At 63.3% G+C, this 23,352-nt stretch carries 25 protein-coding genes, 2 tRNA genes and 1 pseudogene; 13 read left to right on the top strand and 15 right to left on the bottom strand.

Annotation, left to right across the window (positions count from 1 at the left end):
* Positions 1-24 precede the first annotated feature (24 nt).
* Together maiA and NKI41_RS21530 are read right to left on the bottom strand one after the other, a co-directional pair.
* Positions 25-675: a maleylacetoacetate isomerase gene (gene maiA / locus NKI41_RS21535; RefSeq protein WP_352500892.1), complete on the bottom strand. Its 651-nt coding sequence runs from the start codon at positions 673-675 to the stop codon at positions 25-27.
* Positions 672-1,382, bottom strand: coding sequence for a fumarylacetoacetate hydrolase family protein (locus NKI41_RS21530; RefSeq protein ID WP_352614016.1), 711 nt, complete (start codon positions 1,380-1,382; stop codon positions 672-674). Before NKI41_RS21530 ends, maiA begins: the two co-directional genes overlap by 4 nt.
* Before the next feature lie 372 nt (positions 1,383-1,754).
* Between NKI41_RS21530 and NKI41_RS21525 the strand changes: the two genes are divergently transcribed.
* On the top strand, positions 1,755-2,777 hold the full coding sequence (locus tag NKI41_RS21525) for an acyltransferase family protein (RefSeq protein WP_352685053.1): 1,023 nt from the start codon (positions 1,755-1,757) through the stop codon (positions 2,775-2,777).
* Between the two features lie 19 nt (positions 2,778-2,796).
* On the opposite strand, the gene NKI41_RS21520 is transcribed toward NKI41_RS21525, so the two are convergent.
* Together NKI41_RS21520 and NKI41_RS21515 are read right to left on the bottom strand one after the other, a co-directional pair.
* Positions 2,797-3,294 carry a GNAT family N-acetyltransferase gene (locus tag NKI41_RS21520; RefSeq protein ID WP_352685051.1) on the bottom strand — a complete coding sequence of 166 codons (498 nt, stop codon included), beginning with the start codon at positions 3,292-3,294 and terminating at the stop codon, positions 2,797-2,799.
* Positions 3,295-3,313: 19 nt separating this feature from the next.
* A complete protein-coding gene (locus tag NKI41_RS21515) occupies positions 3,314-4,078 on the bottom strand; it encodes a copper homeostasis protein CutC (RefSeq protein WP_352685049.1) in 765 nt (254 codons plus the stop codon).
* A 241-nt stretch (positions 4,079-4,319) separates the two neighbouring features.
* On the opposite strand from NKI41_RS21515, the gene NKI41_RS21510 reads away from it, so the two are divergent.
* A complete protein-coding gene (locus NKI41_RS21510; RefSeq protein WP_352470362.1) occupies positions 4,320-4,775 on the top strand; it encodes a carboxymuconolactone decarboxylase family protein in 456 nt (151 codons plus the stop codon).
* A gap of 27 nt (positions 4,776-4,802) precedes the next feature.
* Here the strand turns inward: NKI41_RS21510 and NKI41_RS21505 are convergent, their stop codons facing one another.
* The gene (locus NKI41_RS21505) at positions 4,803-5,711 is read right to left on the bottom strand and encodes a LysR family transcriptional regulator (protein WP_352685047.1); all 909 of its coding nucleotides are present in this window, start codon (positions 5,709-5,711) and stop codon (positions 4,803-4,805) included.
* 128 nt (positions 5,712-5,839) lie between these two features.
* Here NKI41_RS21505 and NKI41_RS21500 point away from each other — a divergent pair, with 128 nt between their 5' ends.
* The 4 genes from NKI41_RS21500 to NKI41_RS21485 all read left to right on the top strand — a co-directional run bounded on the left by NKI41_RS21500 (position 5,840) and on the right by NKI41_RS21485 (position 8,514).
* Positions 5,840-6,343: a nuclear transport factor 2 family protein gene (locus tag NKI41_RS21500; RefSeq protein WP_352614021.1), complete on the top strand. Its 504-nt coding sequence runs from the start codon at positions 5,840-5,842 to the stop codon at positions 6,341-6,343.
* Positions 6,344-6,402: 59 nt separating this feature from the next.
* Positions 6,403-7,386 (top strand): alpha/beta hydrolase, encoded by a 984-nt coding sequence (locus tag NKI41_RS21495; RefSeq protein WP_352685045.1) that lies wholly within the window; start codon positions 6,403-6,405, stop codon positions 7,384-7,386.
* Positions 7,383-7,937, top strand: a complete 555-nt coding sequence (locus NKI41_RS21490; protein ID WP_352685043.1) for a nuclear transport factor 2 family protein — start codon at positions 7,383-7,385, stop codon at positions 7,935-7,937. Before NKI41_RS21495 ends, NKI41_RS21490 begins: the two co-directional genes overlap by 4 nt.
* A 130-nt stretch (positions 7,938-8,067) precedes the next feature.
* On the top strand, positions 8,068-8,514 hold the full coding sequence (locus NKI41_RS21485; RefSeq protein WP_352685041.1) for a nuclear transport factor 2 family protein: 447 nt from the start codon (positions 8,068-8,070) through the stop codon (positions 8,512-8,514).
* 56 nt (positions 8,515-8,570) lie between these two features.
* Here NKI41_RS21485 and NKI41_RS21480 read toward each other — a convergent pair whose 3' ends face one another.
* Together NKI41_RS21480 and NKI41_RS21475 are read right to left on the bottom strand one after the other, a co-directional pair.
* On the bottom strand, positions 8,571-9,002 hold the full coding sequence (locus tag NKI41_RS21480; RefSeq protein WP_352539722.1) for a cupin domain-containing protein: 432 nt from the start codon (positions 9,000-9,002) through the stop codon (positions 8,571-8,573).
* 69 nt (positions 9,003-9,071) lie between these two features.
* Complete coding sequence (locus NKI41_RS21475; RefSeq protein WP_352685039.1) at positions 9,072-9,902, bottom strand: AraC family transcriptional regulator; 831 nt, start codon at positions 9,900-9,902, stop codon at positions 9,072-9,074.
* An 84-nt stretch (positions 9,903-9,986) separates the two neighbouring features.
* Between NKI41_RS21475 and NKI41_RS21470 the strand changes: the two genes are divergently transcribed.
* Positions 9,987-11,186 carry an amidohydrolase gene (locus NKI41_RS21470; protein WP_352685037.1) on the top strand — a complete coding sequence of 400 codons (1,200 nt, stop codon included), beginning with the start codon at positions 9,987-9,989 and terminating at the stop codon, positions 11,184-11,186.
* Here the strand turns inward: NKI41_RS21470 and NKI41_RS21465 are convergent.
* From NKI41_RS21465 to NKI41_RS21435, 7 genes and pseudogenes are all read right to left on the bottom strand, one after another.
* Positions 11,125-13,131: a xanthine dehydrogenase family protein molybdopterin-binding subunit gene (locus tag NKI41_RS21465; RefSeq protein ID WP_352685035.1), complete on the bottom strand. Its 2,007-nt coding sequence runs from the start codon at positions 13,129-13,131 to the stop codon at positions 11,125-11,127. The two genes, NKI41_RS21470 and NKI41_RS21465, sit on opposite strands and share 62 nt — an antisense overlap.
* 53 nt (positions 13,132-13,184) lie before the next feature.
* A pseudogene (locus NKI41_RS21460) lies at positions 13,185-13,382 on the bottom strand (hypothetical protein); the annotation flags it as partial.
* Complete coding sequence (locus tag NKI41_RS21455; protein ID WP_352685033.1) at positions 13,382-14,371, bottom strand: FAD binding domain-containing protein; 990 nt, start codon at positions 14,369-14,371, stop codon at positions 13,382-13,384. The pseudogene NKI41_RS21460 and the gene NKI41_RS21455, both read right to left, overlap by 1 nt.
* Positions 14,368-14,853, bottom strand: a complete 486-nt coding sequence (locus NKI41_RS21450) for a (2Fe-2S)-binding protein (RefSeq protein ID WP_352685032.1) — start codon at positions 14,851-14,853, stop codon at positions 14,368-14,370. Before NKI41_RS21450 ends, NKI41_RS21455 begins: the two co-directional genes overlap by 4 nt.
* Positions 14,854-15,732: 879 nt before the next feature.
* Positions 15,733-15,936 (bottom strand): cyclophilin-like fold protein, encoded by a 204-nt coding sequence (locus NKI41_RS21445; protein ID WP_352470375.1) that lies wholly within the window; start codon positions 15,934-15,936, stop codon positions 15,733-15,735.
* 66 nt (positions 15,937-16,002) lie between these two features.
* Complete coding sequence (locus NKI41_RS21440; RefSeq protein WP_352685030.1) at positions 16,003-17,049, bottom strand: alpha/beta hydrolase; 1,047 nt, start codon at positions 17,047-17,049, stop codon at positions 16,003-16,005.
* A gap of 50 nt (positions 17,050-17,099) precedes the next feature.
* Positions 17,100-17,327: a hypothetical protein gene (locus tag NKI41_RS21435; RefSeq protein WP_352685028.1), complete on the bottom strand. Its 228-nt coding sequence runs from the start codon at positions 17,325-17,327 to the stop codon at positions 17,100-17,102.
* 186 nt (positions 17,328-17,513) lie between these two features.
* Between NKI41_RS21435 and NKI41_RS21430 the strand changes: the two genes are divergently transcribed.
* Positions 17,514-18,419: a LysR family transcriptional regulator gene (locus tag NKI41_RS21430; RefSeq protein WP_352539727.1), complete on the top strand. Its 906-nt coding sequence runs from the start codon at positions 17,514-17,516 to the stop codon at positions 18,417-18,419.
* A 257-nt stretch (positions 18,420-18,676) separates the two neighbouring features.
* On the opposite strand, the gene NKI41_RS21425 is transcribed toward NKI41_RS21430, so the two are convergent.
* Positions 18,677-18,751, bottom strand: a tRNA-Asn gene (locus NKI41_RS21425).
* A 220-nt stretch (positions 18,752-18,971) separates the two neighbouring features.
* On the opposite strand from NKI41_RS21425, the gene NKI41_RS21420 reads away from it, so the two are divergent.
* From NKI41_RS21420 to NKI41_RS21400, 5 genes are all read left to right on the top strand, one after another.
* Positions 18,972-19,232: a hypothetical protein gene (locus NKI41_RS21420; RefSeq protein WP_023676401.1), complete on the top strand. Its 261-nt coding sequence runs from the start codon at positions 18,972-18,974 to the stop codon at positions 19,230-19,232.
* Positions 19,233-19,713: 481 nt separating this feature from the next.
* Positions 19,714-19,787, top strand: a tRNA-Cys gene (locus NKI41_RS21415).
* A gap of 89 nt (positions 19,788-19,876) precedes the next feature.
* A complete protein-coding gene (locus tag NKI41_RS21410; protein WP_352685026.1) occupies positions 19,877-20,545 on the top strand; it encodes a protein-L-isoaspartate O-methyltransferase family protein in 669 nt (222 codons plus the stop codon).
* A gap of 187 nt (positions 20,546-20,732) precedes the next feature.
* The gene (locus NKI41_RS21405; protein WP_352470406.1) at positions 20,733-22,124 is read left to right on the top strand and encodes a TolC family outer membrane protein; all 1,392 of its coding nucleotides are present in this window, start codon (positions 20,733-20,735) and stop codon (positions 22,122-22,124) included.
* A gap of 199 nt (positions 22,125-22,323) precedes the next feature.
* Positions 22,324-23,184 carry a DUF2497 domain-containing protein gene (locus NKI41_RS21400; RefSeq protein WP_352685024.1) on the top strand — a complete coding sequence of 287 codons (861 nt, stop codon included), beginning with the start codon at positions 22,324-22,326 and terminating at the stop codon, positions 23,182-23,184.
* Positions 23,185-23,352: the final 168 nt, after the last annotated feature.

Below are 23,352 nucleotides of genomic sequence, written 5' to 3'. Positions count from 1 at the left end.
CTCATGACTTCTGCGATTTGCGGTCTATTCGGCATCGATCTGGTTCTCAGGCGCGGCCTTCTGGAACGCCGGCAGCGCCGTGCAGGCGGCATTGATGCGCGAGATCGTCGGGTAGGGCGTCATGTCGACGCCGAAGCGGGCATTGCTGGTGACCTGTGCGACCAGGCAGATGTCGGCCAGCCCCGGCGTGTCGCCATGGCAGAATGTCTTGGTCTCGGGCGAGGAAGCCAGAATCTTTTCAAGCGGCTGGAAGCCTTCGTTGACCCAGTGCCGGAACCAGTTGACGACATCCTGGTCGCCGGCGCCGAACAGTGTGCGCAGCGAGGTCAGCACGCGCAGATTGTTCACCGGATGGATGTCGCAGGCGATCATCTGCGCCAGCATCCTGACGCGGGCGCGGCCAGGCGCATCCGTGGGCAGCAGCGGTGGCTCAGGCGTGGTCTCGTCGAGATATTCGATGATCGCCAGCGATTGCGTCAGTAGCCTGCCGTCGTCTAGGACCAGTGCCGGCACCAGCCCTTGCGGATTGACCGCGAGGTAGGCGGGTTCGAGATGCTCGCCGTGGCGCAAATGATGCGGCACGTAGTCGTAGGACAGGCCCTTCATCTCCAGCGCGATCCGCACCCGGTAAGAGGTCGAGGAGCGGTAGTAGTTATGGAGGACGATGTCGCTCATCGGATCGGTTGGCCGATGGTCAGTTCGATTTCGCCGATGCCGTCGACGCCACCGGTGATCTTTTCGCCCGGCCCGACGGCGCCGACGCCAGCCGGTGTTCCGGTGAAGATCAGGTCGCCGGGCTTAAGCTCTAGCGCCTCGCTGCAAATCGAGACGATGTCGGGAACCGGCCAGATCAGTTCGGCGAGGTCGCCGTCCTGCCTGATCTCGCCGTCGACCGCGAGCCAGATGCGGCCCTTGTCGGGATGACCGGATTTTTGCGCCGGAACCAGCGGGCCGCAGGGCGCTGAACGGTCGAAGGCTTTCGACCAGTCCCACGGCCTTGCCGCCTTTTTTGCCTCGTCCTGAAGGTCGCGGCGAGTCAGGTCGACGCCGACGCCGTAGCCCCAGACATGGTCCAGCGCGCGCTCGCGCCGGATGCGGAAGCCGGCTCCGCCGATCGCGACGACCAGCTCGATTTCGTGATGCAGGTTTTGGGTCAGCGGCGGGTAGGGGATAATCGTGCCCGAACCGACCGCCGCATCGACCACTGCGTCGCCTGGCTTGGTGAAGAAGAAGGGCGGGTCGCGCTCGTCATTGCCGAGCTCGCGGGCATGAGCGGCGTAGTTGCGGCCGACGCAGAAGATCCGGCGCACCGCAAAACGCTCCGGCGAGCCGGCCACGGCCACCGACGAGGTTGCGGGCAGGGGAAGGACGAAGCCGGTCATGCACTGTCTCTGTTCAGTGGATCTGTCCGCGGCACATTCGGCCGATTTGGGCAAACGGGCAAGGCATTGGATGGCGGAAGAGCAGGCCTGCCGCACGGTGCCGCGGAAATCGCCGGTACATTTTGCTCTGCCGGCCAAGATGGAGATGTACCATTTGCCGTTAGGCTGGCCATGGCGCGCAGCGCCTGCCGCCAACGCCTGAGACTGTCGACCGTTGGTTTCGAGTAACGGACGTGAGAGCCCCTTTTCGGTCCGTCCTGTACTTCGGGCGTGTCGTTATCTCGCACTTGCACAAAGCTCTGGTGCGCTGCAATATAGCTGGAGGAATGCGGCCTTCCGCCCGCCTTTCGCAGGTTCAATGAAGGGACCGGCATGACGGACATCTCCGCGACGCGTCTTGTCGTGTCCAGGCCTGTGGCCGATAGCTCGGCAAGAACCAGGCTTGCCTATCTCGACGGCTGGCGCGGCCTGTCGATCGCGCTGGTGCTGATCGGCCATTTCTTCCCCGTTCCCGGCATCAATCTCGGCGTCCTGGGCGTCGAATTCTTCTTCGTGCTCAGCGGCCGGCTGATGGCCGAGATCCTGTTTGTCGAATACTATCCGCTGAAGAAATTCTTCAAGCGCCGGTTCTCCCGCATCTACCCGGCACTGCTGATTTTTGTCGTCGCCGCGATGGTTGCCTTGTCCGGCACATTCATCGCCTTCAAGTGGAAGGCGGCGCTGACGGCGCTGACGTTCACCTACAACTATGCCGGAATTCTCGTCACCCGCGCCGGCGCGCTCGACCATATCTGGTCGCTCTGCGTCGAAGAGCATGCCTATATCATCCTGGCGCTGATCAGCGTCGTCGTCTCGGGGCGATCCCGGGTCATCATGTTGCTCGGCGCGTTGTCGGTGCTGGCCATGGCAAACGGCGCCATCTCCTACCGGGTGCTCGCAATAGGCTACGAGGGCACCTATTGGCGCACCGACGTGCACATCGCCTCGATCCTGCTGTCGGCGGTGTTATGCCTGCTCAAGGCCGACGACAGGCTGCCGGCGCTGCTCAAGGGGCCGCATGTTGCCCTGGCGGCCTCAGTAGTGGCTGTGCTCCTTTTCATGGCTGCCGTGCCAACCCCCATCCACTATCTGGTCGCGGTGCCGCTGTTGGCGCTCGCCGTCAATTCGCTCGACTTCAGCAGCCGGTATCTGACCGGGTTTCTATCGTCCCTGCCGATGACGATGCTGGGGCTGTGGTCGTATTCGCTCTATCTTTGGCAGCAGCCCTTTTATCAATTCGTCGACATAAAAGGCAGTTCGCCGTGGTTGATGCTTGCGGCGGCGTTCGCTTGCGCGCTGTGCAGCTACTACATCATCGAAAAGCCGGCCCGCTCCTGGCTGAACCGCAATTGGTAGGGCGAACGGTGCCCGCCGTTCAGCCGGCGATCCGTCTTGCATAATACCGCACGACTTTCCTGCCGCCGTGGATTACCGCGTCGCCGACTTCCGCAAAGCCGAGTGCGGCATGGAAGGCGTCTGAAGCCGGATTGGGTGGCTCGGCATTGACTTCGCAGGTGACGATCGCCTGGCCCGCGCGTGACGCCTGCTCGAACAGATCCTCATACAGCCGGCGGGCATGGCCGCGCCCGCGCGCTGCGGCGGCGACCACGACGCGATCGACATAGACGAACCGCGGGTAATGCTGGCGAAACCACAGGAAGTTCGGGCTGTCGTAGCTGGCGTCCTGGTCGAAGGTCATGATGAAGGCTTCGAGCGTGCCGATGCGGCGCGTGTAAAACGCTTCGCCGAGCAGGAAGGACAGGCGCTCGGGTTCGAGCCACGACAATTCGGCGGCATACTCGTTGTTGAGCGCGAGGATGGCGGGCTCATCCTGCGGCGAAACCCGTTCGATCGGCAAACGCACTTCGATCATGTTGTTCGATCTTCCAGGATCATGTCCGGGCAGCGGCGATGGTCGCCGCCACCAGCGCCTCGTCGGTCACGGTGTTGCGGTATTCGCGGTCGAGGTCGGTGCCGCCCATGCCGACCTTCGGGTTGCGGTAACGCATGGCACTCCGGACGTCCTTGAGCGCGGCGAAGTGCATTTCGCTCAACCCGGTTCTCCTCCGCACCTTGCCGATGTTCTCGGGATCAAGCCCGCCGCAGCCGAGGATGATGATGCGGTCGCCGGCCTGCCCGACAAGATCGGCGAGCAGGTCAGCGCCCTCGAGCGCCGTGTCGCGCTGGCCGCTGGTCAGCACGCGGCCGACCTTGCAGCGGATCAGCGCTTCCAGCGCCTCTGTCGGATCGCGGGTCATGTCGAAAGCGCGGTGGCAGGTGACGTTCAAGCTTCCCGCCGCCTTAACCAATTCGCTCATGCGCTGTTCGTCGATGGTGCCGTCGGCAGTGAGGCAACCGACGACGACACCGGCGACGCCGAGCTCGGCAAGCGCGCCGACATCGGCGAGCATCGAACGATATTCGGCTTCGCCATAGAGAAAATCGCCGCCGCGCGGCCGCACGATGACGTGGAAGGGGATCGTCGCCAGCTCGAGCGCCGTGCGCACCGTGCCGAAGCTCGGTGTGATGCCGCCCTCGATCAGGCTGGCACAGAGCTCGACACGGTCGGCGCCTGCGGCTTGCGCGGCCAGCAGGCCGTCCATGCCTTCGACGCAGATCTCGATCAGCGGCAGGCGAGGGCGTTCGGTCTCGATCATAGGCGATCCGTCGATGATTTCAGCTGCCCAGCGGTAGCATCGGGTATGCTGCGATGAAAGCCGGAACTGTTGGCTCAACACGCGACAGGGCGGCCGGCGGTGCTCCAATTTTGCCGCTTGACATATCCATAACCGTTCAGCTATATGTCGATTCATAGCTAGCGAGTTATTGATTGATTAACAGCATAGCCGACCGAAAGCTAAATGTGCGGCCGGCAAAAACACGCCTAAGGAGACCACCATGCAAGCACGGTTGAAAAACCCGGTGATGCTCATTCCCGGCGCCTTGCAGGCACTGCTCGCGCTGGACAAGTCGACGGAGACGGCCGACCTGTCCTATGTGACGCGCAAGCTCGTCCATTTACGCGCGAGCCAGATCAACGGATGCAGCCTCTGCGTCGATATGCATGCGCGCGAATTGAAGAAGGCCGGCGAAAAGGACGAGCGCATCTTTGCCGTGTCCGCATGGCGGGAGACACCCTACTTCACCGACGCCGAACGCGCCGCGCTGGCACTGACCGAGGCGGCAACCCGGTTGGCCGATCGGCCGGATCCGGTGCCGGATGCAGTCTGGGACGAGGCCGCCCGGCACTATGACGAAAAGGCGCTTGCCGCCCTGGTCGTCCAGATTGCCCTGATCAACGCATTCAACCGGCTCAACGCGACCACCAGGCAGATGGTCGGCGCCTGGGGCTGAACGGGGCCGGGTTCTCGAAAAGCCACTTCAGATCCGCAGCTTGTACGAATTCGCGCGGACGAAGTCGATGAAGGCTCGCAGCTTCGGCGGTACCAGGCGGCGGCTCGGATAATAGAGGTGGAGCGGCTCGTAAGCGGGACAGAAAGGCTCCAGCACCTTGACCAGCGCGCCTGAGGCGAGAAGCGGCGCGGCGAGGCCCTCGACGGCGAAGGCGAGGCCCAGCCCTTGCGCGGCGGCGGTAATGCACAGCGGAAGTGTGTTCACGACCAGACATGCGTCCGGCGTAAATGCGACTTCGCGTCCCTCCACAATGAATTCCCAGGGTGAAATCGTGCGGGTGCGGGTGAGGGCGAATGCGATGCAGCGATGGGCGGCGAGGTCTGCCGGCCGCTTCGGCGTACCGTTGCGCGCCAGATAATCGGGGCTGCCCACCACGACCATCTGCAGGGGCCCGCCCAGGCGCGCGCCGATCATATCTCTCTCGAGAAGTTCGCCGATGCGCAGGCCGGCATCGAAGCCCTCGGCGGCGATGTCGACGAAGCTGTCGTCGAAAATCAGACTAAGCCGCACTTCGGGATAAGCATCCATGAACGGCCGCATCAGTGGCTCTATCAGCAGCGGCGCGGCGATCCAGGGCAGGCTGAGGCGCAGCGTGCCGGCGGGACGGTCGCGAGCTTCGCGCAGTGCCGCGCCAGCCGCCCAGATATCTTCGGCTGCCGGGCGCACGTGGTCGAGGTATTCAGCGCCAGCTTCGGTCAAGCCAACGCTGCGGGTCGTCCGGTTGAGCAGCCGCACCCGCAGGCGCTCCTCGAGCCCCTTGATCGCCTCGCTTAACGAGGCCGGAGCGACGCCGAGCTCGGCGGCGGCGCGGGTGAAGCTTTTGGCCTCGGCGACTTTGACGAAGGCGACGATGCCGCTGAACTGGTCGAGGCGCATTGTAAGGATTTTCCAAATAGCCCTGTCGAATTCTACCGGTTTTTCCGGCGAACGAAAGGCGTCATGTTGGGTCTGACGAACGGGCCTCGGTGTTGGGAACGGCTCGAACAGGCAAGGAGACAGGACCGATGACCAGGCTTGCTTTACTCGCCGCCGGCACTCTTCTGGCGGTGTCTGCCGCCCCGGCGCACAGCGGGCCACTGGAAGACCGCAATATCCAGCTCATCAAAGGCTATTACGCAGCTTACGCGACCGGTAATCCCGAGGCCGTGCGGCCCTTCCTCGCGCCTGATATCGTGTGGCGCATTCCCGGCCATCATCCGCTCGCCGGCGACAAGCGCGGGCCGGACGAGGTGGTCGCCTTCTTCCGCGGCCTGGCCGACGGCAAGTTCAAGGCCGAGCCGATCTTCTTCCAGGCGCAGGGCGACCTCGTTGTCGACGTCCATCGCGGCTGGTCGAATGTCGGCTCAGGTCCCGAGATCGACCAGTTCTACGCGCTGATGTTCCGCATCAAGGACGGCAAGATCGCCGAGGCACAGAATTTTTTGACCGACATGTACCAGTCGGACGCTTTCTACTGGGCGCATTACCCGCTGAAGCCGCTGCCCGGCCGACTGGCTGGCGAGCGCTGAGACGGCGGTCTTTCTCGCAACGCGCAGCGCTTCTCACTCCAAGCCAAAGGAGACTTGCGATGTTTAAAACCCTGACACTTGCCGTAGCAACCACCGCCGCGCTCGCCGTCACCAATGCCGTCGCCGCACCGCGCGTCGAGCACGTCACATTCTCCTCGCATGGTGAGCAGCTTGTCGGCGAGCTCTATCTGCCGGAGGATATGGACGTGGCAAAACCTCGGCCGGCGCTGGTCGTGACCGGCGCCTGGATGACGGTGAAGGAACAGATGCCGGCCCGCTACGCCCGCGAGATGGCCGATCGTGGCTTCGTCGCCTTGACCTTCGATTTTCGCGGTTGGGGCGAAAGCGGCGGCCTACGCCGCCAGTACGAGGATCCTAGGGCCAAGATCGCCGACATCGAAGCGGCGGTCGCCTATCTCTCGAGCCGGCCCGAAGCCGATCAGGACCGCATCGGCGGGCTCGGCATTTGCGCCAGCTCCGGCTATATGGTCACCGCCGCCGCCGAAAACGCGGCGATCAAATCGGTCGCCCTCGTTGCGCCCTGGTTACAGGATGCCGAAGTGGTCGAGCAGGCCTATGGCGGCAGGCATGGCGTCGCCAGGCTTGAAGCCACGAGCGATGCGGCAGAGGCGGAATATCGCCGCACCGGCAGACAGGCATTCCTTCCGGCCGCGAGCCTGACCGACGAGCGCGCGATCATGTTCAAGGTGCCTTACTACACCGAACCCGATCGCGGCATGATCCCGGCCTGGCGCAACGAGGCCGATCCGGCGTTCTGGCGCGGCTGGCTGACGTTCGACGCCATCCAGGCTGCTCCGCGCCTGCGCCAGCCTTTTTTGATGGTGCACAGCGAGGCGGCTGCCATTCCGAAGGGGGCGCACAAATTCTACACGCGGCTGAACAGTTCCAGGCGGGAGCTGTGGCTCGACAACGTCACCCAATTCGATTTCTACGATCGTGCCGCGCCGGTGGAGGCCGCAAGCGATGCCGTCGCCGCGCACTTCCGCGCGACGCTGGGCAGTGCGGGGGAGGCGGGACAATGAGCCTCGTCACGCGCCGGCATGTCCTGGCCTCGGCGGTTTCCGCTGCGATGATTTCCGCCGTCTCGGCGCCCGCCTCGAGCGCTCCGGGAGATGCGCTGACGGTCAAAGACAGGATCGCAATCGCCGAGGCGATTGCCGGGATCGGCCTCTATGCCGATCTGCGTGAATGGAACCGGGTCAGATCCTATCTCGCGGCCCGTGTCACGACCGACTACACCAGCCTGTTCGGCGGCGAGGTCACGACTAGCGGCCGCGACGCGTTGATCGCGCAGTGGCAAGGGCTGCTGCCGGGCTTCGACGCCACCCAGCACCTCATAACCAACATCACCGTCGAGGGCGCGGGCAATGACGCGGTCGCACGCAGCCATGTCCGCGCAACCCACTGGATCGGCGGGCGGTTCTGGACGGTCGGTGGCAGCTATCTCCACCGGCTGGTGCGGACGCCGGAAGGTTGGCGCGTCAAGGCAATCTCCATCCGCCGCTTGTACGAAGAGGGGGATCGCGCCGTGCTGGCCGCTGCGGCCGACCGGGTTAAGGCGAAGGCCAAATGAGTGTTCGGGTTTGCGCAGTCCCAATCGCGCGGCGAGGTTGCTCGGAGCATCGGCAACGTGAATATTGATCGAAATGTCGGGGCAGGCTTGGCGCATGCGGCATTAGTGCCGCCAACCGCGGAGACAGGACATGACCCTTTCATTGCAGGAGGTTTCCGATAGGCTTGAGATCGAACAGCTGCTTGTTCGCTATTGCTATGCGGTGGACGATCGCGACTGGGAAGCCTATCGCAAAATATTCACACCCGATGCCTTGCTTGACGACACTGTAACAGGTGGAATCAGGAGCGGTGTGGATGAGCATGTTGCTTACATGAAAGGCGCCCTTTCCAAGATATTGATCTCGCAGCACGCCATTTCGACAATCCTTCTGGATCTCCGAGGGGACCAGGCCAGCGCGCGCGTGCATTGTTCATGCCCGATGGTGGTAGACCTCGGCGAAGGCAAAAGGCAGGTCTTCTTCCAGGGGCTTTGGTATCGAGACCGCGTCGTACGCACGTCCGAGGGCTGGCGCATAAGTGAACTGGTCGAGGAAGGCTATTGGAATCACAATTTGCCGGAGGGGTTCGCGTTCTGACGTCTGTTACGCGCTGTGCTGGATCCGCCCCGGACGCCGTTTCTCAGACCTGGCAGCTACTGGCGCAACACGGTGTTCTTGGTGCCTTCTTCGACCTGGTCGATGACCAGCAGCTTGACCGGGTCGGCGCCGACATTGGTCGCCTGATGCCATTGCCCGATCATCTCGATGATGAAATCACCTGTTTGATAGGTGTTGCTCTTGCCGGTCTCGACATTGGTGACCTGAAGCGTGCCGGCCTCGACATAGGCATAGCGCGGAAACGGATGCTTGTGGACCGGCAAGGTCGCGCCCGGCGCGATCTGATAGGCCGAGACCAGGACCTGGACGTTGTTCTGCGGCAGCGTGATCGGCTGGCCGGACGCGGTCTCGGTGCGAGAGGCAAGCGGGGTCACGACAACCGGCGTCCCGCCGGCATCCAGCGCCTGGGCGTTGTTTGCAAACAGTGCAGCCGCGAGCAGCAGCGTCGGCGCCAAGATTTTTCGCATGATTCCCCCAGGCTGCGTCAGCATCGCGCAGCACGCATTGGTGCGCAAGCTTGTCTGTTGGGGAGCGCCTTATCCCGCTCTTCTGAACATGCCTGGCGTCATGCCATGCATAGCCCGGAATGTACGGGACAGATGGCTCTGGTCCGCGAAACCTGCTGCGATAGCGGCGTCGGCGAGGCCAGATCCCTGTTCGATCAGCGCGCTCGCCCGGCGCAATCGCCGGTCCCGGATATAGGCCGCCGGCGTCAGGCCGATCGCCTTGTTGAAGTCGCGGATGACCTGGAACCGGGTCACGCCTGCCACGCCGGCAAGCCGCTTGAGGTCGAGCTGCGAACCAAGTTCGCTTTCGATAAGGTCGCGACAGAGCGAAAACCTCCGCTGCGATCCTGAGCTTTCGATCTCTTCGGCCTGTCCGCTCGAGCCGCCATGCCGAACGATCAGCCGTCGCAGCGCCACGAGCAGGGACGTCTCGGCCGTCATTGTTTCCGGGGATGTCGAGCCCTGGTGTGCTGCCATCAATGCCGCGGCGAGACTGCTGTCTTCGATCGTCGCGCGCGAAAACATTGGAGCGCCGTCCCGGCCGAGTTCGCGGGCAAGCGCGGTCATCAGCGGCACCGAAGGATAAAACGTCCGGTAGGCCCAGCCTTCGTCCGCGCCGCGTTCGCCGTCATGCCACTCCTCGGGATTGACGACGGCAATGGTGCCTGCCGGAGCGAGAACGCTTTTGCGGCCGATGCGAATGCGCTCGCAGCCAGAGGTGATCAGGGCGATCACATAGGTCGGGTGCGTGTGCAGGTCGTAACGGTGCCGGGTGAAGCGCGCCTCGAACAGGCCCAGGTCGGGAAAACACGGATGGCGCCAGTATTTCCCGGTCTCTGCCGCTTCGTTTGTCCTTGCCATGGTCAATCCGGTTCAAGACGCCTCTCGCCGGGCCTTCTATGGCTGGCAAACCAAGCCGCTTTTTGTCGGCGGAAAGGAGGCATCATGTTGCATAATGACCCCGTCGCCGCGCTGACACCAGAGGTTATAGGCTGGCGGCACCATCTCCATGCCAATCCGGAGCTCGCATTCAATGAATACGAAACGGCGCGTTTCGTTGCAGAGAAGCTGCGCTCCTTCGGCGTCGACGAGGTGCATGAAGGGATCGGCGGCACCGGCGTCGTCGGTGTCCTGCGCAGCGGTGGCGGCGCACGCGCCATCGGCCTTCGCGCCGAGCTCGACGCGCTTCCGGTGCTGGAGAAAACCGGCTTGCCCTATGCTTCGAGGAGAGAGGGCGTGATGCACGCCTGTGGCCATGACGGCCACACCGCCATGCTGCTCGGCGCCGCCAAACTGCTCAGTCAATCGCGCGCCTTCGACGGCACCGTCACTTTCATCTTTCAGCCGGCCGAGGAAAACGAGGGCGGCAGCATGCGCATGATCGAGGACGGCCTGTTCAAGCGCTTTCGGGTCGAAGCGGTCTATGCGGTCCACAACTGGCCGGGCATCAGGCTGGGGACGATCGCCGCCCGCGTCGGGCCGCAAATGGCGGCCGTCGATAATTTCGAGCTGACCTTCGAGGGTCTTGGCGCGCATGCCGCGATGCCGCAGCTCGGCGACGACCCGATCCTGGCCGCCAGCGCCTTCGTGCAAGCCGTCCAGCGCATCGTCAGCCGCTCGGTCGACCCGCAGAGCGCGCTTGTCGTCAGCATCACGCAGATCCATGGCGGCAATGTCGGCAACATCGTGCCGGGCAAGGTCTGGCTGCAAGGCACCTGCCGCTTCTTCGAGCACGGCCTTTCCGACCATTGCGAGAGGCTGATCGGCGAGATCGCACAAGGTATTGCCGCCGCGCATTCGCTCAAGGCCAGGCTCGACTACAGGAAGGGCTATCCGCCGCTGATCAATACGGCGGATGCGACGGCCCGCGCCGTCGAGGCCGCCGCCCCCGTCGTCGGCCGGGAGAATGTCTTGACCGAGTTCAGCCCCAGTCTCGGCTGCGAGGATTTCGCTTTCATGATCCGCGACGCCGGCGGCTGCTATGCCTGGATCGGCGCCGGCGAGGCTGGCCCGGGCAAAGGCCTGCATGGCGACCGCTACGTTTTCAACGACGAGATCGTGCCGACGGTGATGCGCTATTACGTCAACCTGGTCGAGCAGACGCTTCCGCGGGCCGATCCTTCGACAGCAGTTTTTCCGGCGTGATCGGCAACTCCCGGATCCGCTTGCCTGTGGCGTCGAAGACGGCGTTGGCAACAGCAGCGGCAACGCCGGTGGCGCCGAGTTCGCCGATGCCTTTGCCGCCGATCGGGCTGGCATGCTCGTCCACCTCATCGACGAAGTGGATTATGATGTCGCCGGGAATGTCGGCGTTGACCGGAATGGCGACCCCGGAAAGGTTCTTCGACAGGAACCGCCCAAGCACCGGTTCGTGCCTGCTCTGCTCCATGGCCGCCATGCCCCAGCCCCAGATGATGCCGCCCGTCATCTGGCTGCGTGCGGTGCGGGGATTGACGATGCGGCCGGCGCTGTAGCTGCCGACGGCGCGACGGAGCCTGAGCAGGCCGAGCCCCGGATCGACGCCGACCTCCATGAAAATCGCGCCGAAAGTGCGCATGGCGAGGCCTTTGCCATGCTGCGCCGGATCGAACGAGCCGGAGCCGACGATCTCGCCGATGTCGGTATGGCTCATCACATCGGCGATCGTCTGACCGCCGGCAGCGCCCCTGCGGCGAATCTTGCCGTCCTGCATCTCCACCTCGTCCGGCAGCAGATTGGCAAGACGGGCAAGCTGCGAACGCGCATCTTCGGCGGCGGCAAGCACCGCCGCGCCCACCCCCATGGTCGATGACGAGCCATAGGTCGGTCCCGCCTCCGGCAGCTGCGTATCGCCCATTTCCAACTCGATCTTCTCCATCGGCAGGCCCAGCACGTCGGCTGCGATCTGCGGAAAGATGGTGAGTGTTCCGGTCCCTATGTCCTGCGTGCCGGTGCGGATGAGCACCGTGCCGTCCCTGTGCAGCCTGACCTCGGCTGCAGGTGTCGGGTGGCGGAAACAACCCATGGTACAGGTCGCCATGCCGTAGCCGATCAGCCAATCGCCGTCGCGTTGCGGCTTGCGCGGGCGCTCGCGCCAGCCGAACAGGCGGGCGCCTTCCTCATAGGCCTCGCGCAGCTTCTTCGATGACCAGGGCTGGCCGGTGGCCGGATCCGTGTCCGCATGGTTGATCAGACGCAGGTCGAGTGGATCGACGCCCAGGCGGTGGGCGAGCTCGTCCATCGCGCTTTCGAGGGCCCAGGTGCCGGGACCCTCGACCGGCGCGCGCAGCGCCGTCGGCATGGCGACGTTCGCGCGCTCGACGCGCTGGCTGAGACGCATCGCCGGCGTGGCGTAGAGACCCTTCGAGGCTTCGGTGGCGAACTCGACGAAATCGTCGCTCACGGTGGTCAGGTTGATCACGTCCTGTTGCACGGCGGTCAGCTTGCCCGAGCTGTCCGCCGCCAGCACGATCTTCTGCGCCATGCGCGGCTGATAGCCGAGGCAGGAATAGGCGTTGGCGCGGCTTAGCGCCAGCCTGACCGGGCGCTGCATGATGCGCGCAGCGGCGGCGGCCAGCACCTGATGCGGCCAGATCCAACCCTTGCCGCCGAAGCCGCCGCCGGTATGGCGGGAAATCACGCGGACCTTCTCGGCCGGGACATTCATGCGGGCGGCAAGCACCTGGCGGACACCGTAGACGTGCTGCGTGGCATCGTGCAGCGTCAGCTCTCCGTCATTCCACTCAGCGAGCGTCGCCGAGGGCTCCATCGCGTTGTGATGGCGCGACGGCTGCAAATAGACGGCTTCGACCGTGGCGGCGGCGTCAGCAAGCCCGCGGTCGACCTCGCCCTTCGTAAACGTCGGCTCCAGGAACAGGAAGCCGCTCTCCCTCGGCGAGACTGCAGCCTTGTCGATGGCGGTCCACTCCGGCGGTGCCGGCAACTCCGGCTCGGCGAACTCGTAGCGCAACGCGACGCGGCGAGCGCCGGCTTCCGCCGCCTCCAGCGTCTCGCCCAGCACAATGGCAAGCGGCTGGCCCTCGTGACGTATTTCGTCGCTCTGCATGGGCATGAAGCTCTGCGCGGCCGGCGGGCCTTCGGCTTGCTGCATCTGCGTATCCGGCTCGGCCCTTGGCGATGCGAACCGGCGAATTTTGGCATGTCCTCATGCGTGAGCACACGCACGACGCCCTTCTCGGCGAGCGCGTCGTCGACCATGATCGACGTCACGCGGCCGGCCGGAACGGGCGCGGTCACGAGTACCGCATAGAGCAGGTCGGGGGCGAAATAGTCGGCCGCATAGCGGGCGCGGCCGGTCACCTTGACGCCGCCGTCAGGGCGGGCAACAGGCTGGCTGATCATCATGACGGCATCCTCGCTGCTCTTTCGATCGCCCGCAAAGTGGCGGTCTTGGCCAGTTCGATCTTGTAGGCGTTCTGCGACAAGGGACGCGCTTCGGCGAAGGATTGCTCGATAGTGGTGCTCAACGCCTCGCGATCGCCGATTTCGGCACCGGCGAGCTGCTCCTCGGCGGCGCTCAGCCGCCACGGCCGCAGCGCGACGGACCCCAGCGCCAGGGCCGCCCGACGGATGGTTTGGCCGTCCATCTCCAGCACAGCGGCGGCAGAGACGATGGCGTATTCGTAGGATTCGCGCTCGCGCACCTTGAGGTAAGCCGATCGCGGCGCCGGCGCCGGCAGCTCGATTGCCGTGATCAGTTCGCCTTGCTGCAACACATTGTCCGCCTCGGGCCGCGTGTCGGGAAGCAGGTGGAATTCCGTTGCCGGAATGCGCCGGCCGCCGCTGCGGTGCGCGGTGACGATGACCGCATCAAGTGCTGCCAGCGCCACGGCCGGGTCGGATGGCTGGGTGGCGACGCAATCCTTGGTCCAGCCGAAGATTGCGTGATTGTCGTTGATGCCATGCAATGCCGAGCAGCCGGAGCCGAGCTCACGTTTATTGCATGGCAGCTGCTCTTCGGCACGGAAATAGGCGCAGCGCGTCTTCTGCAGCAGATTGCCGCCTATCGTTGCGAGGTTTCTCAGCTGCGGCGACGCTGCGTTGAGGATCGCCTGGCTCAACACCGGATAATCGCGCATGACCAGCGCATGCTGCGCGACATCGTTGAGATGCATCAGCGCGCCGATCGTCAAGCCGCCGCCGGGCAGTGCCTCGATCTGATCCAGCCCGTCGAGGCGGGAGATGTCGATGATCCGCACCGGCTCGGCAATGCCAAGGCGCAGCCAGTTGAGCAATTCGGTGCCGCCGGCGAGAAAGGCGCTGTCCGGCGCGGCACCGGCCGCGATCGTGTCGCCCAGGCTATCGGCGCGCGCGTAGACGAATGGGGTCATTGGCTCACCCTCCAGGCCGCCGCCCGCACCGCCTCGGCGATTTGCGGATAGGCGGAGCAGCGGCACAGATTGCCGCTCATCCATTCGCGGATCTCGGCATCGGAGCCGGTGTGTCCCTCCTCGATCAGCGCCGCCGCCGACATCACCTGGCCGGGCGTGCAGAATCCGCACTGGAAACCATCATGATCGATGAACGCCTGCTGCACGGGATGAAGCGCGTCGCCGTCTGCCAGCCCTTCGATCGTCGTGACCTCGCGTCCCTCGCAGGACACGGCAAGTATCATGCAGGCATTCACACGCCGTTCGTCGAGATGCACGGTGCAGGCGCCGCACTCGCCGAAATTGCATCCCTTTTTCGTTCCGGTCAGATGCAGCCGCTCGCGCAGCAGGTCGAGTAGCGTGACGCGGGGATCGAGATCGGAAAGGCTGTGATCCTCTCCGTTCACCCGCAACCTCAATACGTGCCGATCGTGGAAGTCCATTGGAGGTTACCTCGAAGCACATGCCGTACTCGTCGCAGGGACTCGTCCAGCAAGCAGCCACCCACCTGTCGAGGCGAAATAGGGCGGTCAATTCCGGTGAAAAGGCGCTGCCGGTCAGGGAAGGCTAAAAAACGCGCATTTGAGATTTGCGGCGGAAAGGCCCTGAATGCCGCCGCAAAAAGTGTCACCGTAATTCCGTAATTCCCGTCATTCAGGTTGGCTTGGGCGGCCTACATTGGGAACATTGCCGCGCCGCTGTCCAATCTAGGGCAGGCGGCTTTCCAGGGCAGGGCGGCCTTGCGACTGGCAATGTCGTCCGGCAAATGAAAGATGAAGCTGAGAACTACGAGTTCGCGATCGGACGACGCCAGGATTCGCCGCAAGCGCACAGGAAACGAAACGTGACCGTGATCGCACTGAGGCGCTACTCGTTGCCGGCGGGCCGAGGAGGATTGCTCGTGAAGGTCGGCTAGGGACGGTATCGCGCGGCAGTGTTGAACGCGGCCTGGGGATCAGTACGATCACGAGGGAAATCAGGGAGCGGGTCGCCGCGGTGGCAAGGAGGTGCTCCATGCCGGTCGTGGCGTCTGTGACCGCAGGGGCAGGCGCTGTCGAAATCCGCACCCGGCTCATGCCGCTGTTTCCCGTGATGCCACCGCGCTGCACACGCCTCAGCCAGCACGTTCAATTCTCACCGTGACGGAACCGGGACGATCAAAGGTCGAAACATCGCCGGCGACCTTCCCGAGCACACGATGCCGGGCGACGGGACGCGACCATTCCGATAGCAGATCACGAAATGATCGGAACTCCACAGCCCGAGCGTGCCGACCGAGAAGTCGCGCTGCCGTGTCTGTTCCGGAAATGGAGCCGGTAGATTTACCGGTCTTCTTCCTGGCGAAGGTGGTCGCTCATCTCAATGGTAAGCGGCAACATCTGAGCAAGAGATTTTGCGGCTTCGTTATCGGCAAGATCGGCCGTGACCTCGCCCCAGTCTGATGAAATGCGAATACGTTCTTGAGCCATCCTGGGTCCAACCATTCCAAATGCAATAACGCCAGCGCTCAGCAGTGATTTCAGCACGGGTCATTCCTCCGTTTTCTAGGCAGATGGAGCCCGCCCCAGCAAACACAGGCTCCATCTCGTCAGTCACGCGGAGAGGTGCTGATTGAAGAAGCTGGTAAGCCTGTCGAACGGAATCAGGTCCACACGGTCGTAGAGATCGACGTGACCGGCGCCCTGGACCCAAACCAGTTCCTTGGGCTCGGCTGCCAGTCTGTAGGCTTCCTCGCTGAATTCCCTCGAATGCGCCTGATCGCCGCTGATGAACAGCATTGGGCGCGGCGAGATCGTCTCGATGTCATTGAACGGGTAGAAGTTCATGAATTTGACGTTGCTGGTCAGCGTCGGCTTAGTCGTTATCTGGTCGGAGACACCCGCCGGGGTAAACTCTCCGCGGGGTGTCCGATAGAAATCGTAGAACTCGCGCTGGATGGGATGCGTCGACGCGGTCAGTTCGAGATCAGTGCCGCCCGTATACTGGACTTGGCCGCCTTCGAATTCGGAGTAGCGCTGTTCGGCGGCCGCTGCGATGATCTGCTTCCGTTGCTCGACGCTTAGCGAGTGATTGAGTGCGTTTCGGTTCGCCGCGCCCATGTCATACATGCTGACCGTGGCGATGGCGCGCATGCGCGGGTCGATCTTGGCGGCGCTGATGACGAAGCTGCCGCTGCCGCAGACACCAATCGCGCCAATGCGGTTGCGGTCCACGAACGCGTGTGTCCCGAGGAAGTCCACCGCCGCGCTGAACGCCTCGGCGTAGACATCCGGCGAAACGATCTGTCGGGCTTCGCCCTCGCTCTCGCCCCAGAATGGCAGGTCGATCGCCATGGCGATGAAGCCCTGCTCGGCCATCTTGGTGGCATAGAGGGTCGCGCTTTGCTCTTTCACCGCGCCCATTGGATGGCCGACGACGATGGCCGGATGACGTGCATTGCGGTCGAGGTTCTTGGGAACGAGCAGATTTCCCGCAATATTCATCTGGTATTGGCTTTTGAAGGTCACTTTCTCCAGCGTCACCTGACCGCTTGTATAGAAATTGTTTGCACCGTTTGACATGTCTTGAGCCTTTGCGAAGGGAAAGTTGAAGAGTGACGCCCCACTGAAGGCGGCGATGCCGGAGCCGGTCAGCTTCAAAAGCTCCCGCCGGTGGATTTCACGCGCTGGTATTTTCGTATCAGGGGTATTCAAAGGCATTTCCGATCTCCTGTAAGTTTGGGTTGGAATTGAACCACTCGCCACTTTGGCCAGTCCTCTTCGAGTTTGAGCAGACGCCGACCGTTGCCGATCAGCGCGATTGCGAAGCCGGCCAGAACCAAGCTGCCGATGAAGATCGCGGGGATCGTCAGACCATACAGCAGCACCCCTCCGACTACCGCGCCCAGAAGGATCGAAGCCTGGATCGCCGCGACCATCAGGCCTGCCGGCGGCCTCGGCCGCATTTTGCGACATCCATGTCATCCAAATCACCGACATCGCGGTAATGCATTGTTGCAGTGCAAACCTAATGGTTTTGCCATAAAGCGATTACCCCTATAAATCGGCATGAACCTATCGACCATATCGAATAATCTGCTGCAAGCGACGGAGAGAGAAACTTCATGGCCAGAACCGATCTCAACCAATTGACGTGGTTTCAGGCTGTCGCAGAAGAGCGCAGCTTCACCAAGGCGGCGGCAAAGCTCGGCGTCGCGCAATCGACGCTCAGTCACACGATCAAGCAGCTCGAAACACGCATGGGCATACGCCTTCTGACCCGCACGACGCGTAATGTCGCGACGACCTTTGCGGGCGAAAGGCTGCTACAGACGATCACCCCGCGCATTGGTGAAATCGAAGACGAGATCACAGCGCTGATGGCGCTCCGCGAAAAGCCGTCAGGCTCGATCAGGTTGACCCTGTCCGACCACGCGCTCGAAAGCGTCGTCTGGCCGAAGCTTAAGCCGGTCCTCAGCGGCTATCCCGACATCGGCGTCGAACTGATCCTGGACAGCACCTTCCGCAACATTGTCGAGGAAGGTTTTGATGCCGGTGTCCGGCTTGGAGAGAGCGTCGAGAAAGACATGATCGCGGTCCGCATCGGCCCGGACTGGCGCTTAGTCGCCGTGGCTTCGCCGCGATACTTCGCGGCGCACAGCGTGCCTGTGCATCCGCAGGATCTGGTCCGGCACGTCTGCATCAACATGCGTCACGAAACCGCCGGTGGTCTGTACGCATGGGAGTTCGAGAAGGATGGACAGGCGCTGCGTGTCCGTGTGGACGGTCAACTTACCTTCAACAACTCCTACGCCATGATCGACGCTGCAGTGAGTGGCTATGGCATCGCCTATGTTCCCGAGAACATCGTGGAGCGGCACGTCGTCTCAGGATTGCTGGTGAAGGTCCTCGACAACTGGTCACCCTTCTTCGATGGCTATTTTCTCTATTATCCGAGCCGCCGCCAAAACCTTCCTGCGTTCAAGATCATTGTCGACGCGTTGCGGCATCGGGATCCGTCGGGATCGTGATGTTCCCTTCGTCATATTGTACTCAGGGGCGTGGTCGATAGCGGCTCATTCCTGAATCTCGATAGGCGCAGCAGGAAAGGCATAGGTCGAGGTCCGGTATCCAACTCGAAGCGTTAGTTATAACCAGAACATCGCGTCGATGCTTGCGCGAAGGTTGGCCACAACTTTCTTCCCCATCGCGCCGGCTGGAGCGAAGCGCATGATCCTACAGGGAAATTGAATAGGTCCGCGGCCGCATCGCACCGCAGCGTAGATGTTGGCTCCCCGGGCCGGATTCGAACCAGCGACCAACCGGTTAACAGCCGGTTGCTCTACCACTGAGCTACCGGGGAACAGAGGCTCTTGCGTGAGTGGGGCAGCCTATAGCAAACCCGTTTCGGCTTTGCAAAGAAGCATTTCGCATTTTTTCGATGCTTTTTGGCGCGAGGCTTGCTGGCAATGGCCGGCGAGCGCCCTCATATGAGCTGTCTCTCGCCTGTCAAGGAACAGAAAAGGCCGTTGCGGCTTTCTCCGGCTGATGGTGCTACTGATGCAAACGGATCGACATTTCACATGACGGCAATGAGCGACGAACAGCCACCGGCCCGGAAAATCTCGGTCTTCGGCCGCCAGTTCACCATGCCGCGCTCGCGCGGCCTCAGGATTGCGATCGGCGTCGTGCTGATCATCGGCGGCATTCTCGGCTTCCTGCCGATCCTGGGTTTCTGGATGGTACCGATCGGACTGCTGGTGCTCTCCTACGAATTTGCCCTGGTGCGTCGTCATCGGCGCCGCTTCGTCGTCTGGTGGGAGCGACGGCGCCGGCCTGACTGAGATTGCCCGCTGACGGCCGCCAGCCTGCCATATGTCGGCGAGCGGCGTCGTCCGCCCATACGTTTACCGAGGTTGGTCGAAACAGCTCTCCAGGCGTTCGCAAAGCTCCTTGAGAACGGCGGTAGCCGATGCCAGCCGCGCCCGGTCGCGCGGCGGAAGGCTGTTTGCGCCTTCTATGCTGAGGCGGTCGATGGCATAGCGCACAAGCTCTGCAGACTGCGACAATCCGCGCGACGTGCCGTCCTTCCTAGCTGCTCGACGCATGGCGGAGCCTCCTCTTTGCCCAACGTGGCCGCCGGTTTCGGGTTCCCGTCGCCCAGAATCATGCTTAACGATAAGCTAATATGTTATTGCTAACATAGGCATTGCGTTGATAAGGCAGGGCATGGAATGTCGAGGAACCGTTGGGAATGCATGGTGGCCGCTTGACGGCATTTTCGCCGCAACCTATTGGAGCCGGGTGGAACGCCGGGAGCAATGAGGCCTCGTGGCGGAGTGGTTACGCAGAGGACTGCAAATCCTTGCACCCCGGTTCGATTCCGGGCGAGGCCTCCAATGCCCGAGCTCCCGCGCGTCAGCGCCGGGGGGCTTCAGTTCCGGTCGAAACAGCCGCGGCCTTTGCGCGGCAAGCGGATGGTTGGAACATGAGCGCTGATTTTGCCGAACGCCGGGTGAAGATGGTCGACGGCCAGATCCGCACCACCGACGTGACCAGCGCGCCGTTGCTCGAGGCGATGCTTGTGGTGCCGCGCGAGGCCTTTGTTGCCCCCGGCCAGCGCGATCTTGCCTATATCGACGAGGATATCCGAATTGCCGACACGGCCGATGGCCCGCGCTATCTGATGGAGCCGTCGCCATTGGCCAAGCTGATGCAGCTGGCCGATATCGGCCCAAGCGATTCGGCACTCGATGTCGGCTGCGGCACCGGCTATGCGGCGGCGATCCTGTCGCGGCTGGCAAGGTCCGTGGTGGCGCTGGAAAGCGATGCGGCGCTGGCTGAGACCGCCACTTCGACGCTTGCGGCGCTGGGTTGCGGCAATGTCACCGTGATCCAGGGGCCGCTGCCGCAAGGCCACGCAGATAAGGCGCCTTACGACGTGATCCTGATCGGCGGCAGCGTCGGCGAGGTGCCGGCGGCGCTGTTCGACCAGCTTGCCGAAGGCGGCCGACTCGTCGCCGTTGAAGGGCAGGGCAATTCGGGCGTAGCCCGGCTTTTTTTTAAGACTGGAGGGGTTGTAACGGGAAGACGCGCATTTAATGCGGCAATTAAGCCACTACCGGGATTCGAACGCATTCCCGCCTTCGAATTCTGAGTGATTTTGCCTTGCAGCGAAGGCGCTGTCATGATCGCTTGCGTTTGAACAATCGTTGCTGATCTGCATAACCGGGTGTTTCTTGGGGGCTTTCAGCGGGGGAACGATAAAAAACGCGGCGCCGGCTGATCAGAAGGAGAAGCCAGCGTGGCGCAGTTCCCGTGCAAAACGAATGAGGGAATATAACGTGCCGTCTGTACGCAAGTTGCTTTTTACCGCTGTCCTCGTTTCGGCGACCGCGCTTTCTCCAATGGCCGCCTCGGCCGAAACCATTCTCGGGGCACTTTCAAAGGCCTATCAGAACAATTCCTCTCTCAATTCTTCACGCGCCGGCGTTCGCGTCACCGACGAGGGCGTTGCCATCGCCAAATCCGGCTGGCGCCCGACCATCACCGGTTCCGGAAGTATTGATTATACCGCCAGCCACAGCAACCTGTTGCACCGAAACATCTCGTTGACCACCGGCAACTTCGGCGTCGAGATCGACCAGACGCTGTTTGACGGTTTTCAGACCAGGAACAATGTGGCGGCCGCCGAATCGCGGGTCCGCGCTTCGTTCGAAAGCCTGCGCAACGCCGAAGAAAACACTCTTTTCAACGCGGCAAGCGCCTATATGGATGTTATCCGCGACCGTCAGGTCGCCGTGCTGACCGAACAGAACCTGCAATTCCTGACCGAGCAGGCGCGTGCGGCGCGTTCGCGCTTCGAGGTCGGCGAAGGTACGCGCACCGACGTCGCGCAAGCCGACGCCCAGCGTGCCTCCGCGGTGGCGCAGTTGAGCGCCGCCCGCGCCACGGCGCTGGCAAGCGCCGCGACCTATCGCCAGATCGTCGGCGACGAGCCGGGCAGGCTCAGGCCGGCTTCGCCGGTGTCGAAGCTGTTGCCGTCGAGCCTCGATGCAGCGATCGCGATCGCATCGGCCGAGCATCCGGCCATCCTCGCCACCGCGCATCTGGTCGACGCGGCGGCGTTTTCGGTGAAGTCTGCCGAAGGCGCGCTGCTGCCGCAACTCTCGGCGTCGGCGGGTGTTTCGAGCGCCTATCGCGGCACCGCGCCCGGCTCGCTCTCCTCGACACAGGATGGCGTAACCAATTCGGCGAACATCGGTGCGACATTGACGATACCGATCTATTCCGGCGGCCGGACCTCGGCATTGGTTCGCCAATCAAAGGAATCACTTAGCCAGGCCCGTATCGAGGTCGATGTCAGCCGCGACACCGTGCGCCAGGCGGTGACCTCGGCATGGTCGCAATACACCGCCGCGCAGCAAAGCGTCACGGCCAACCGGCAGGTGGTCGCCGCCGCGCAGCTTGCCCTGAACGGCGTCATCGAAGAGCGCAATGTCGGCCAGCGCACCACGCTCGACGTGCTCAACGCGCAGGCGACCCTCATCACCGCCAAGATCAATCTTGTCAGCGCCGAACGCGACGTGGTGGTGGCGAGCTATGCCATCCTCTCGGCGGTTGGCCATTTGTCGGCAGACCGCCTTGCGCTCAACGTGACGAAGTACAGGCCCGAAGAGCATTACAACGCCGTCAAGGACAAGTGGATCGGTCTGCGCACGCCGGACGGCCGCTGATCGCCAGGCCGTGTTTTCAGCCCGCGCTCGAACGACGCGCGGGCTTTCAACTCCCGACCCTAATCTGTTGAAATCCGAGATGTCGCCAGATTGGGGATTCTCGCAAGCCGTTCCGTCGGTTACGCTGTTGCCATGATTCGAATCCGGCATTGCCGGACAGGAAATCTGGGAACGAGTCACAAGGGCGGCGGATGTGACGATGGCGACGGCAAGCAGCGTACAGCGCGAACCTTCCATGGAAGAAATACTAGCTTCCATCAGAAGGATCATCGAGGACAGCGATACCGGCCGCAAGCAGCCGGGCGACGCCGACGAGCTGCGCCAGGATCTGCAACCGGCGCCGGCAGCCGGACGGGCAGCGGAGGGGGATGCGTTCCGCTCCGAACTGCGCGGCGGGCTGGAGATCGCCAAGCCGGCGACGCGCGCCGAGGTGCAGCCAACGGCCGCGCCGGTCATTGAGCCCCTGGAAACGCCGCTGCGCGCCGGCCCGGAAAAGGCAGCGGTGACGCTGGCTGAGGTGAACACCGCTCCCGCAAAGCCGGATCGGCCTGCGACAGCCAAGGCTGCCGAGACGACCGACACCATCATCGCCGATTGGCGGCGCGAGATCGCGGCGGTCGGCGACGCGATGGCCAAGCCGGAGCGCGCCGAGCCACGCCGGACGCCGGACGCCGAGCCGAAAGCCGAGGTTTTCGAGAACGAGGCGACTGCTGAACCTGTGCCGGAGCCTTCGGAAATTGGGCCGGAGCCTTCGGAAAGCGGCCCGGAACGTTCTAAAATCGGCCCGGAATCTTCTAGAATCGGATTGGCGCGTCCGGCGGCCAGCGAGGCGCCGTCCCTTCGGCCGGCGATCCTTTCGGAGCATACGGGCCGGCAGGTTGCCGCCGCCTTCGGTGAGCTTTCAGACGCGTTTGCCAGCCGCAGCAAGAAGACCTTCGACGAGATGGCCGAGGAGATGCTGCGGCCGATGCTGCAGGACTGGCTGGACAACAACCTGCCGACGCTGGTCGAGCGGCTGGTGCGCGAGGAAATCGAGCGCGTCGCGCGCGGCGCGCAGTAGCAATTCGGAGAGCCGCCAATGGGCGGCGCTCGACCGGCGAATTGTCGAAGTCGGCGCTGCCCCTTATCCGCCTGCCGGCACCTTTGTAACTTGTTTCTTGCCGACTCTGCTATGAAGGCAGGTGCGGTGGCGGACGGGAGACCGGAGCATCTTTGGGTGATCGAGCCC

Source organism: Mesorhizobium sp. M0601 (genome assembly GCF_040320845.1).
Classification (GTDB): domain Bacteria; phylum Pseudomonadota; class Alphaproteobacteria; order Rhizobiales; family Rhizobiaceae; genus Mesorhizobium.
Note: the sequence above shows the minus strand (reverse complement) of the source record. Positions and strands in the feature narration are given on the sequence as shown.

What these genes read in the sequence shown, in the direction of transcription:
- NKI41_RS21420 (WP_023676401.1), top strand. Translation starts at nt 18,972, where the DNA reads ATGACGGCAATGAGCGACGAACAGCCACCGGCCCGGAAAATCTCGGTC.
- NKI41_RS21500 (WP_352614021.1), top strand. Translation starts at nt 5,840, where the DNA reads ATGACCAGGCTTGCTTTACTCGCCGCCGGCACTCTTCTGGCGGTGTCT.
- NKI41_RS21470 (WP_352685037.1), top strand. Translation starts at nt 9,987, where the DNA reads ATGTTGCATAATGACCCCGTCGCCGCGCTGACACCAGAGGTTATAGGC.
- NKI41_RS21490 (WP_352685043.1), top strand. Translation starts at nt 7,383, where the DNA reads ATGAGCCTCGTCACGCGCCGGCATGTCCTGGCCTCGGCGGTTTCCGCT.
- NKI41_RS21525 (WP_352685053.1), top strand. Translation starts at nt 1,755, where the DNA reads ATGACGGACATCTCCGCGACGCGTCTTGTCGTGTCCAGGCCTGTGGCC.
- NKI41_RS21475 (WP_352685039.1), bottom strand. Translation starts at nt 9,902, where the DNA reads ATGGCAAGGACAAACGAAGCGGCAGAGACCGGGAAATACTGGCGCCAT.
- NKI41_RS21520 (WP_352685051.1), bottom strand. Translation starts at nt 3,294, where the DNA reads ATGATCGAAGTGCGTTTGCCGATCGAACGGGTTTCGCCGCAGGATGAG.
- NKI41_RS21510 (WP_352470362.1), top strand. Translation starts at nt 4,320, where the DNA reads ATGCAAGCACGGTTGAAAAACCCGGTGATGCTCATTCCCGGCGCCTTG.
- NKI41_RS21485 (WP_352685041.1), top strand. Translation starts at nt 8,068, where the DNA reads ATGACCCTTTCATTGCAGGAGGTTTCCGATAGGCTTGAGATCGAACAG.
- NKI41_RS21505 (WP_352685047.1), bottom strand. Translation starts at nt 5,711, where the DNA reads ATGCGCCTCGACCAGTTCAGCGGCATCGTCGCCTTCGTCAAAGTCGCC.
- NKI41_RS21530 (WP_352614016.1), bottom strand. Translation starts at nt 1,382, where the DNA reads ATGACCGGCTTCGTCCTTCCCCTGCCCGCAACCTCGTCGGTGGCCGTG.
- NKI41_RS21430 (WP_352539727.1), top strand. Translation starts at nt 17,514, where the DNA reads ATGGCCAGAACCGATCTCAACCAATTGACGTGGTTTCAGGCTGTCGCA.
- NKI41_RS21435 (WP_352685028.1), bottom strand. Translation starts at nt 17,327, where the DNA reads ATGGTCGCGGCGATCCAGGCTTCGATCCTTCTGGGCGCGGTAGTCGGA.
- NKI41_RS21480 (WP_352539722.1), bottom strand. Translation starts at nt 9,002, where the DNA reads ATGCGAAAAATCTTGGCGCCGACGCTGCTGCTCGCGGCTGCACTGTTT.
- NKI41_RS21450 (WP_352685032.1), bottom strand. Translation starts at nt 14,853, where the DNA reads ATGGACTTCCACGATCGGCACGTATTGAGGTTGCGGGTGAACGGAGAG.
- maiA (WP_352500892.1), bottom strand. Translation starts at nt 675, where the DNA reads ATGAGCGACATCGTCCTCCATAACTACTACCGCTCCTCGACCTCTTAC.
- NKI41_RS21410 (WP_352685026.1), top strand. Translation starts at nt 19,877, where the DNA reads ATGAGCGCTGATTTTGCCGAACGCCGGGTGAAGATGGTCGACGGCCAG.
- NKI41_RS21495 (WP_352685045.1), top strand. Translation starts at nt 6,403, where the DNA reads ATGTTTAAAACCCTGACACTTGCCGTAGCAACCACCGCCGCGCTCGCC.
- NKI41_RS21515 (WP_352685049.1), bottom strand. Translation starts at nt 4,078, where the DNA reads ATGATCGAGACCGAACGCCCTCGCCTGCCGCTGATCGAGATCTGCGTC.
- NKI41_RS21455 (WP_352685033.1), bottom strand. Translation starts at nt 14,371, where the DNA reads ATGACCCCATTCGTCTACGCGCGCGCCGATAGCCTGGGCGACACGATC.
- NKI41_RS21400 (WP_352685024.1), top strand. Translation starts at nt 22,324, where the DNA reads ATGGCGACGGCAAGCAGCGTACAGCGCGAACCTTCCATGGAAGAAATA.
- NKI41_RS21465 (WP_352685035.1), bottom strand. Translation starts at nt 13,131, where the DNA reads ATGCAGCAAGCCGAAGGCCCGCCGGCCGCGCAGAGCTTCATGCCCATG.